Below are 9,351 nucleotides of genomic sequence, written 5' to 3'. Positions count from 1 at the left end.
GAGTGCCGTCAGTTGACGACGCATCTCGATGAGATCAAGCCTTTCGTGGTCCAGCCGCTCTCTCAAATGAAGCTCGCGTGACTAGCCTGCGACGAAGACGCCGCACCGAGTATGATGGTACGGCGACTTCGCCGTGGGTGGACCGGACGAGGGCAAATGTCCGGAGTGTGCAACCCTAGCGCTCTGGTGCGCGGCCGCAATCAAGGTCTCGAATTAAGCTTGATGCCGCTGTTGCAAGTTTATTCTGGAACTATGCGATCGACTGCGCTCTGCCAGTTTGCCCGGACAATGCGACACAGCAGTCGCCTCAGCGAACCGCCTCCAGGCAGCGGCACCGCGCTCTGCGAGAAAAGCGTGGACCTGCCGGATGAATCGGCGATGACCAAGCCTGTGAGGCCGCCTTCGCACCCGGTTTGGCACCTCACCGCGCCCCGCCATGCCGCATAGTTCTGGCAGTCCGGCTCCTGCCGCCACTTCTCGAAATGGCCTCGGCGCGTTTGGACACGAACACCGCCCACATTCCAAGAACGCGGCACGCGCGCTCAGCAGCGTCGTGGTGCGGACGTGGATCCGCCAGGGTCTGATCTCGTATAGAGCCGTAGTGTCATCGCATGCGTCGTTTGCGATTCGCAGGCTGATCGTCCTCACGATGAATGCCGTCGCTGCGCCGCACAGTCAACGAAAGGAAACGGCACCTCTCGAAACAGTTCGTTAGCGTCTGTGTGCCTAACCTCGCAGCGTGCCGCCTACCGCCGATCGCGGCACATGGAATGGGAATGCCGGCCCCGGCTGCTTACCCCATTCTGCGGCTGGGGCCGTTTTGAATTCGCTCAGCATCGTTCAATCCGGGCTACAACCATGCTTAGAGGCACTGCGATCGCGCTATTTGGAATGAGCATCCTGTCTCAACTTGATCGCGCGCTCTTCTATGGCCGCCATACTGACGCCGCGTTCAGGCTAATGCGGGAGATTGGCCGAGCCTTTGGGCTGTAGGTCAGTTGCGCTGCGCTCGTTCGGACAGCGCATGCGAACTCCGTCGACGGTTACTTCAATACTATTCCCTTCGTTCGCGCTATTCGCCTCAGTGATGCGGCGAGTTTCAGCACGGCCATGCCATCTTAGTCGTGGTGCCCTCTGAAGCGTCGCCTAACTGCATCCCACGCTTGAACGACTGGAAGGAGGAGGACGAAAAGAACTCTGATTGCAACCGGTGTCATAACGCGCCGCAGGAGGTGATGGCTCGTGATCGTCCGATTGACGGGCCGTCTTGTTGATCGGCGCCGGGGACGGAGCTGCTTCAGCGCAGCCCCCGCGGAAAGAACGGATTTGACATGCACCCTTACCAAGATGCCAAGGCCGTTCGGGCCCGAGCGCTTCGCCAGCGTCCGGGATCGGTCGCAGCCTAGTCCAGCGCAACACTCGGGTCTGTGCGCTTTCGAACACTCATGCGCCTTCAGGTACGGTATTCCACGGTATTTCTATGCATCATCCGGCGAGAGCCGGATAGGGATGTCTCGGCCTGGGAGCCCGTCGCCAAATGCCGTCGTCAGCCCGCAATCCCCGAAACTGGGTCCGGAGTCCCTGGACTTGGCCCAGCAGGCGACCATGGCTAGATATCGCAGGATGAATAAGCGGCGAATTAGCAGTTCGCTAAGAACCAATATCCTGTTTCGGCCGTTGACTCCCGCGTCATCCGAATAAGCAAGGTGATTGTTCGGGCCGAGGATGAGTTTAGAAGCTGAGCCGGCACACCATGAAGGACCTCCGGCGACGATTGGAGAAGGTTCGCGCTGACGCCAGAGACTTTGCGCTGATGAGTCAGCAGGCGACGGACGTGGAAAAGCGCGAGCTGTTTAAGCGCTTGGCGGATGAACTCGCCATCGAAGCGCTTGAGCTTGAGCTCATCGTGAAACAACATGAGCCGTCGAATCCGTGCGACCAGCACGAGGTCGTGGAGTTTAAGCCGTCCTCTCAGAAGAAGCGCGGCTGACGCGGAAAGAGCTTAAGCCGACGACTGATCTATATCGCGCGTGCAAACGGATCTTTGAGCGTGGCTCCGTCAGCGATCGCTCCGCCGCCTTCGGCGCATCGGGCCTGTGAACGGATCCTGATGCAGCACGGCCTCACGCATCGCCAGACCATCGATACCTTTGCGCATGTCGATGTAGCCGAGGGCCAAGTGCACGCTCACGTTTGGAAGGAGCAGGGTGGTTATGACAGGGCCGCCGCAGCGGCAGCCGCGTCGGTGATCTGCACCGTGACAAAGGTCGGCGCCGTGACCGCTATCAATTCCCGCTTCCACCGACCTAGAACACGGCGGTCGATGCCGTAGTGGCGCGCCACCTCTGCGATACTCGCGTCGGCTTGCGCCGCCTCATCCAGGATTCCGCGTTTATCCGTCTCGCTGAACCGCCGCCGATGACGCTCGCGCGGCCGCGGAACGATCAGGTTTCCCGCCGACGAGGAGGGATTAGCCGGGGGGGGGTAGAGGGCGATGAACGAGGTGACTTAGGGGAGGACTAAGGGGGTGACTTAGGCCTCGACGCCCGTAGAGCAGCTTGCGTTCGGGCGGCTGTGGCTCGGCTTTAAACTTCGCTCGCCAGTTGCCGAACGCCGTGAGTGGGATGCGCTCCGCCTTCGCAATATTGCCGTGATCCAAATCGCTACGCTTCGACCCCCTCGTGGTGCACCCGCCAGGAAGCTTCGCTCTGACGCCTCCACGCTGCGTTCTTGTCCACCATCTCGCTCACCATCTCGCTCTCCTCATCTGCAATCGCGCGCGAGAACAGATCGTGTTTTACGAACCAGAGGAAAAGTGTGCGGGAGGAGGCTTACGACGCTTACCCTACCGCGATCTCGGTTTCCATTCAGGCGCGTGTCCATTCCCTGATCACATTAGAAATTTCCCTGTTATGCGTTTGTGCGTCCGTTGCCACAACAGCTTGGAGTCGCGGGCGTTTTCGTAGATTCCCTCGGCCAAATGTCCCGCTGCGGCATGGGATTTCCCTGTAGAATTCCCTGTTCGCAGGGAAATTGACCCAGGCCGGATCCGTCGCTTTGATCTCGCCGATCAGGCTTATGCGCAAGCGATCCGGCTGGGGGGCGAAACCGTTCAAGTCCTGAACGATCAGGGATATTCGTACATGCTGCGCGGCAATCTGAATGCGGCGCGGCGAAAGTTCGAGAAGGCTTATTCGCTCGATCCGACCAATCCTGTCATTGCCAATAACCTTGAACTTCTCAACGGCAGCCGACGGTTCATTGAACGGCCGCCGAACAACCAGCCATAAGTCGAATAACCACCTGCAAGGCTATTGCAGGCGGGCTTTGGCGCTCGCCCTTGAACGTGCAGATCGGTTATCGAACCTTGCGCGCCATTCTATAAGCCTCACAGTCGTTGCAAGAGGCGTTGGGCCGCCGCTCGTCAATTGGAACCGATCACAGCATCAGCGTAGTGGCTCCCGTTTCGGGTAATGACGATGACGCCGTTGCGAATGGTAAATCTTGCGCCAAGCAGTTTCCGCACCTTCTCCGTGATCACAGAAGGGAAGGGGATGGTTTCTCCCGAGACGGGATCGCCAACCTTGATCGACTCAGTCACGGACCCCGCAACCGGGGCAGGCTTGATATAGTCGCGGATCAGCTGAATCTCTTCGCGCGACAGGATGAGCGAAGCCTGATCAGGCCGGGTCTCTGGCGGCGGCTTAGGCGGTTCACTGCTTGGCTTCTCACGTGCCTCGTTGGCGGTTGCGATCTGATCAAGCCTCGCTACGCGGAGCTTGAGCGCGATGATCTCGCGTTGCAGCGTCGCGATCTCCACTTTGAGCGACTTGACCTGCGTGAAGACAATGGTCGCGCAAACGCAGCTCACGAGAACAACAACGCTCAGCAATCCGAGCAACCAGCGCTCGATGTTTCCCATCGACCCTGTGGCCCCCTCGGGTAGTTGACCGCGCTGCAGATGTCCGTGCCAAATTTGGCGTCCTCGCTTCATCCAATCTGTACAGGCGGTCACACTGGCGGACACACCTCGTACAAAACTGAAATGTGCGGATGACGCAGCAGGGGGCTCTTGGGCCGGATGAACTATAGGTGCTTTGTTGCTTTGTTCGGCGAGTGGCTCCGGCTTTCGTTTCTCTGCGAGGTGACGCTCCACCGGCGGATGAGCGGCGGTGCGGAACGGATCACGCCCCATCGGCTGATCAGGCTGGCCGATATTTTTTCTCGAAAGAGTCATCTACCATTTCCGTGGGCGCAAAGCGTGCCGAAAGGCGAAGCCTATGTCAATTGAGGACAACGGCGGCAGCATTGGATCAGGACATCGGAACCGCAGATATCGTTTCGTAGCACAAGCCCTCGGGGCCGCGCACAACGGTTCGCCTTACAGACGAACGACTTCGCCGCCTTCCGGAGGACTTCAAGCGCCTGATCTGCGTGCAATCGTTCTACGACGATGCACCGATACGATTGCTTTGCACCTCGAGCATTGATGGCGTCATGAATCCAAGCTTCCAGAGTCTGCTTGTCGGGATGGCCATCCTCGTCGTCATCGGCCAGCGGCTCCTGATCAACCATATCCGGCTTGGGCGCCTGATCCCGGCCGAGCCGCAGGCGATGGCGTGCCGGCGGTCGAGGTCCTGTCTGCCGAGAAGGTGTTTGCCAACGGCGCGTGCGGATTGGCGCCGATCGATCTGTCCATCGCCGGCGGCGCTGCGGCTGATGGAAAACTCCTTCGACTGTCGATGGCGCATTGACGTGGGGTGTGCAGTTCTGGCCGTCGGTCGAGCGCGCGTCGGGCATCGCGGATTTTCCTAGCACCCACTGATACTTGTTGTCGTCGACCATCTGCGTGTCCCGCAGGTCCGCGGCAATCGAGCAGAGAGTTTAGCCTCCTGCGCGCGGAGTAGCGTCGCACCAGGCCGCCGTCTCGCAGACGCAGCGTCTTGAGAATGGTGAAATGGTCGGCGCCGCGAATGGAATGAACTCGCCCGAGGGCGGGCGGATGCTGCTCTCCCACCAGCGGCAGCTATTGATTGTGTCAGTCATATGTGCGCTGCCGCACAGGCAGCAGCGCAAGCTTGTCAGTTTGTCGGGCCGTCGCCGCGAATGGCGAAGGCGCTGGTCTTCAGCTTGGTCATGCCGAACTTGTCGAACAGCTTGTCATAGGTGCCGTCGGCGCGGATTGCCGTGAGGGCATCGGCGACGGCCTGGGCGAGTTGCTTGTCGCGGAAGGCGAAGGTGATGTCGGTGCCGGCGATGTCGCGGACCCAGATCTTGGCGATGCCCTTCTGCTCGAGCGAGTTCGCGGTCTCGTTGATGTTGAGCGCGGCCTCGAGCTGCCCGGCGCGCAGCGCCGCCGAGGTGGCGGTGACGGTGGTGAAGGTGCGCAGCTCGATCGGCTTGAGGCCCTTGGCCTCCATCGCGGTGCTGAACTCGCGCGCCTTGCGCTCGGTGTAGGTCGCCGATTCCACGCCGACCACGCGGCCGGCGAGATCCTCAAACCTCTCCAGCTTCAGGCTGGAGGAGGGATCGGTGTAGATGCTGATCGCCTGCTGCGCATAAGGCACGAGGTAGAGCATCTTGGAGCGCTCCTCGGTCCAGAACAGGCCGGTGTTGATGGCATCGAAACGCCCGGAGCGCAGCGCCGGGATCATCGGCGGGAAATCCATGCGCAGGAACACTGCCTCGACGCAGATGCGTTTCGCGATCTCGCGGGCGAGCTCGACATTGAGGCCCTGCAACTCGCCCTTGTCGTCGACGAATTGCTGCGGCGGCAGCGTCGGGTTGATCGACATCTGCCATTTCGGCGCCTCGATCAGGCTCGACGCCGGTACTTTCGGCGTGCAGGTCTGGGCGCTGGCCAACTGGGTCAGCCCGATCAGGAGGGCGAAGGCGGAGAAGGGCTTGGGAAATCGCATCTGAATACTCCGATCAAATCGTGGGTGGCAGAGGAGCCGTTCTCCGGTCCGACGTCTTCTTCATTGTCTCTTCACATGGCTGCCGATGCGTCGGCTTGCCGGGTCAGGATCAGCGAGATGTGGCGGGCCGCGGTCACCACCTCGTCGCGCTGGTTGATGAGGTCGAGCGTCTCGATGACGATGCCGCGCTCGGGATTTTTGGTCGGGCGCTTCTCGACGAAGCGGAAGCGCACACGCAAGGTATCGCCGGCGACGATGGGACCCTTGAACTTCACCTCGTCCCAGCCGAGCGAGGCAACAGAGGTTTCCTCGTACAGCTTCAGCTCAGACTTCAGCCCTTCCATCAGCGACAGGCCGTACAGGCCGTGGCCGATCACCGCGGGAAAACCGCGCGACCTCGCGTAGCTTGAGTCGACATGCAACGGATGATGGTCGCGCGTGACGTCGGCAAAGGTCGCGATGTCGGCGTCCGTCACGGTGTGCACGGCGGTCTCGAACTCCGCGCCGAGCGCGATGTCCTCGTAACGGAGATTGATCGCAGCGCTCGTGTCCATGCTGATCCCTCAGGCGACCTTGCGCGGCCGCGCCGGCAGGGCCTTGAAGCTTTGTGCAATCCCCATCGGCCCGGAGCGGAAGATGCGCGGGTCCATGTCCTTCAACTGCGGGCTGATACGCAGCTTGAAGCCCATATGGGCGAGGATGTCTTCCTCGAGGCGAACGCCCGGCGCGATCTCGGTCAACGTCACGTGTCCGTTCTCCAGCTCGAACACGGCGCGCTCGGTGATATAGCTGACGTGCTGGCCGCGCTGCGCGGCAAGAGAGGCGCTGAAGCTGATCTGGCCGACTTGCGGCACGAATTTGCGGAAGGCACCGTCGCGCCGGATCGCGAGGCGGCCGTTCTCGACGCCGATGTCGAACTTGCCGCCAGTCATGGTGCCGCTGAAGATCAGCCGCTTGGCGTTCTGGGTGATGTCGATGAAGCCGCCGGAGCCGTCGCGGCGTTTGCCGAAACGGGTGACGTTGACGTTGCCGGCTTCGTCCACCTCCGCGAAGGAGAGGAAAGCGCAGGAGAGGCCACCGCCGTCGTAGAAGTCGAACTGATAGGCCTGGTCGAGAATGACGCGCGGATTGATGGCGGTGCCGAATTCGCGCGCATGACCCGGCACGCCGCCGACGACGCCGGATTCCACCGTCAGCGTGATCAGGTCGGAGATGCCTTCCTCGGCCGCGACATTGGGGATCATCGCGGAGATGCCGACGCCGAGATTGACGACGTCGCGCGGGCGCAATTCGAAGGCGGCGCGGCGAGCGATCACGCGACGCTCGGTCAGCGGATCGGGCGTGATCATCGCCACCGGCACGCGCGTCTCGCCGCAGCGCGCCGGATCGTAGACGGTGCCGTAGGTTTGCATCTGCTCGGGCTCGAGCACGACATGGTCGATCAGGAAGCCGGGGATCTTCACCATCTGCGGATGGATCGAGCCGCGCTTCACGATGCGCTTGACCTGGCAGATCACGGTGCCGCCCGCATTGTGCACGGCCTGCGCGATCGAGAGATCCTCGCGCGTCGTGCCCTCGTGCTCCATGCTGATGTAGCCGTCCTCATCGGCTGACGTGCCGCGAATGATGGCGACATCAGGCGGGGCGGGGACACGGTAGAGCAGCCAGGACTGGCCGTGCAGCTCGAGCAAATCGACCAGCGGCGCGGTGGTGCGCTTGTTCATGCGCCCTCCGTCCTGGCGCGGGTCCATGTAGGTGTTGAGGCCGACATGGGTGAGCACGCCCGGATGCTTTGCCGCCATGGCGCGGCAGAGCTGGCTCATCACGCCTTGCGGGAAATTGTAGGCGTCGATCAGCTCGTCGCGGACGAGGCGCATGAAGGGCACCTGCAGGCCGAAATTGCCGCCGATCACGCGCGCGATCAGGCCTTCATGGGCGAGATGGCAGAGGCCTTTCTCGGAGACGGCGCCGACGCCGGTGATGTTGATCAGCGTCAGATCGTGTGGGCCCTGGCCGCCGAGAAAGCGCTGCTCCAGCGCGTCGAGAATAGCTTCGGCCGCGCCCGTGCCGCCATTGCCGCCGACGATCAGCGTGTCGGCGTCGCGGATCAGGCCGGCGGCCTCGTTCGCCGTGATGATGCTCAGCATGCCCTCACGCGGCCTCCTTCTCGACCTGGCGGGCGATGATCAGCCGCTGGATCTGGTTGGTGCCCTCGTAGATCTGGGCGAGGCGCACGTCGCGGAAGATCCGCTCGATGCGGTATTCGCGCGAATAACCGTTGCCGCCGTGGATCTGCAGCGCGTTGGAGACGTGCTTCATCGCCATGTCGGTGGTGAACAGCTTTGCCTGCGCCGCCTCCTTGGCGATCGGCTCGCCGGCATCGTGCAGGCGCGCGGCGTGATGGATCAGCAGGCGCGCAGCCGCGATGTCGGTCGACATGTCCGCGAGCATGAACTGCACCGCCTGGAAGCCGATGATGGACTGGCCGAACTGCTTGCGGTCGCGGGCGTACTTGGTGGCATCCTCGAACGCCGCCTGCGCCATGCCGAGCGCCATCGAGGCCATCATCAGCCGGCTGAAGTTGAAATTGCTCATGGCCATCTTGAAGGCCTGGTTCTCCGGCCCCATCACGCTGTCGGTGGGCAGGCGCACGTCGGAGAATGTGATCTGGCAGTCGTCGAGGCCGTGCATGCCGAGCAGCTCTTCGTTCTTGCCGCGGGCGATGCCAGGCAGCGCGCCGTCGACCAGCAGGCAGGAGATGGCGCGGTGGCCGGCATCCGCGCCGGTCCGCGCGAACACCATGATGCGGTCGGCGACGCCGCCGAGAGTCACCCAGGCCTTGGTGCCGTTGAGCCGCCAGCCTTTGCCTTCGCGCACCGCGTTGGTGCGGATACCCGCGACGTCGGAGCCGTGGTCGGGCTCGGAGACGGCGGTGGCGGGAATGATGTCGCCGCTCAGGATCTTCGGGATCAGCGCCTTGTGCGCGTCGGTGCCGTGATGGTCGAAGAACAGCACGGCCTCGACGGGGATCGCGAAAGCGTTGGCAACCGCGCCGGAGCAGCGCGACAGCTCCTCCATCGCGATGCAGGCCGCGACCGCATCGAGACCGGCGCCGCCAGCGCCTTCGCGCAGGCAAATGCCGAACAGGCCGAGGTCGGCCATGCCCTTGTAGAGCGTGCGGTCGAAGCGGTCCTCGCGGTCGATCGCGGCCGCGCGGGGCAGGATCTCCGCTTCGGCGAAGCGGCGGGCGGTCTCGCGCAGGGCTTTCTGGTCCTGGGAGTAGAAGCGATCCATGGCGTGTGGCTCCCGTCAGTCGCTGGCGAGCTTGGAATCGTGAGCGACCTCGCTGCGGTCGCGGTCGAGGAAATAGACCGCGACGTCGTCGCCCGGCACGCCATAGGCGCCGCACACGCCGCGGGTCAGCGCGATGGCG

Annotated in this window: 9 protein-coding genes; 2 read left to right on the top strand and 7 right to left on the bottom strand. The window is 62.6% G+C overall.

All coding sequences use genetic code 11. The features are described 5' to 3' along the window. The first annotated feature begins 1,753 nt into the window (after positions 1 to 1,753). Positions 1,754 to 1,990: a hypothetical protein gene (locus CWO91_RS40240; protein ID WP_130220875.1), complete on the top strand. Its 237-nt coding sequence runs from the start codon at positions 1,754 to 1,756 to the stop codon at positions 1,988 to 1,990. A 221-nt stretch (positions 1,991 to 2,211) separates the two neighbouring features. Here CWO91_RS40240 and CWO91_RS40230 read toward each other — a convergent pair whose 3' ends face one another. Then, a complete protein-coding gene (locus CWO91_RS40230) occupies positions 2,212 to 2,382 on the bottom strand; it encodes a hypothetical protein (protein ID WP_245471533.1) in 171 nt (56 codons plus the stop codon). Positions 2,383 to 2,966: 584 nt separating this feature from the next. Here CWO91_RS40230 and CWO91_RS45350 point away from each other — a divergent pair. After that, entirely contained in the window at positions 2,967 to 3,290 is a 324-nt protein-coding gene (locus tag CWO91_RS45350; RefSeq protein ID WP_349643616.1) for a tetratricopeptide repeat protein, read from the top strand. Positions 3,291 to 3,424: 134 nt separating this feature from the next. On the opposite strand, the gene CWO91_RS40220 is transcribed toward CWO91_RS45350, so the two are convergent. The 6 genes from CWO91_RS40220 to CWO91_RS40195 form a co-directional block, all read right to left on the bottom strand. Next, positions 3,425 to 4,237: a hypothetical protein gene (locus CWO91_RS40220; protein WP_245471531.1), complete on the bottom strand. Its 813-nt coding sequence runs from the start codon at positions 4,235 to 4,237 to the stop codon at positions 3,425 to 3,427. 41 nt (positions 4,238 to 4,278) lie between these two features. Continuing rightward, entirely contained in the window at positions 4,279 to 4,845 is a 567-nt protein-coding gene (locus CWO91_RS43910) for a hypothetical protein (protein ID WP_208753140.1), read from the bottom strand. 236 nt (positions 4,846 to 5,081) lie between these two features. Continuing rightward, positions 5,082 to 5,918: an ABC transporter substrate-binding protein gene (locus tag CWO91_RS40210; RefSeq protein WP_130220874.1), complete on the bottom strand. Its 837-nt coding sequence runs from the start codon at positions 5,916 to 5,918 to the stop codon at positions 5,082 to 5,084. A 71-nt stretch (positions 5,919 to 5,989) separates the two neighbouring features. After that, complete coding sequence (locus CWO91_RS40205; protein WP_130220873.1) at positions 5,990 to 6,472, bottom strand: MaoC family dehydratase; 483 nt, start codon at positions 6,470 to 6,472, stop codon at positions 5,990 to 5,992. A gap of 9 nt (positions 6,473 to 6,481) precedes the next feature. Continuing rightward, positions 6,482 to 8,065, bottom strand: coding sequence for an acyl CoA:acetate/3-ketoacid CoA transferase (locus tag CWO91_RS40200; RefSeq protein ID WP_130220872.1), 1,584 nt, complete (start codon positions 8,063 to 8,065; stop codon positions 6,482 to 6,484). A gap of 4 nt (positions 8,066 to 8,069) precedes the next feature. Beyond that, the gene (locus CWO91_RS40195) at positions 8,070 to 9,212 is read right to left on the bottom strand and encodes an acyl-CoA dehydrogenase family protein (protein ID WP_130220871.1); all 1,143 of its coding nucleotides are present in this window, start codon (positions 9,210 to 9,212) and stop codon (positions 8,070 to 8,072) included. Positions 9,213 to 9,351: the final 139 nt, after the last annotated feature.

It is taken from the genome of Bradyrhizobium genosp. SA-3 (assembly GCF_004212635.1).
Taxonomy (GTDB): domain Bacteria; phylum Pseudomonadota; class Alphaproteobacteria; order Rhizobiales; family Xanthobacteraceae; genus Bradyrhizobium.
This window is presented reverse-complemented; position numbering and strand designations above follow the sequence as displayed.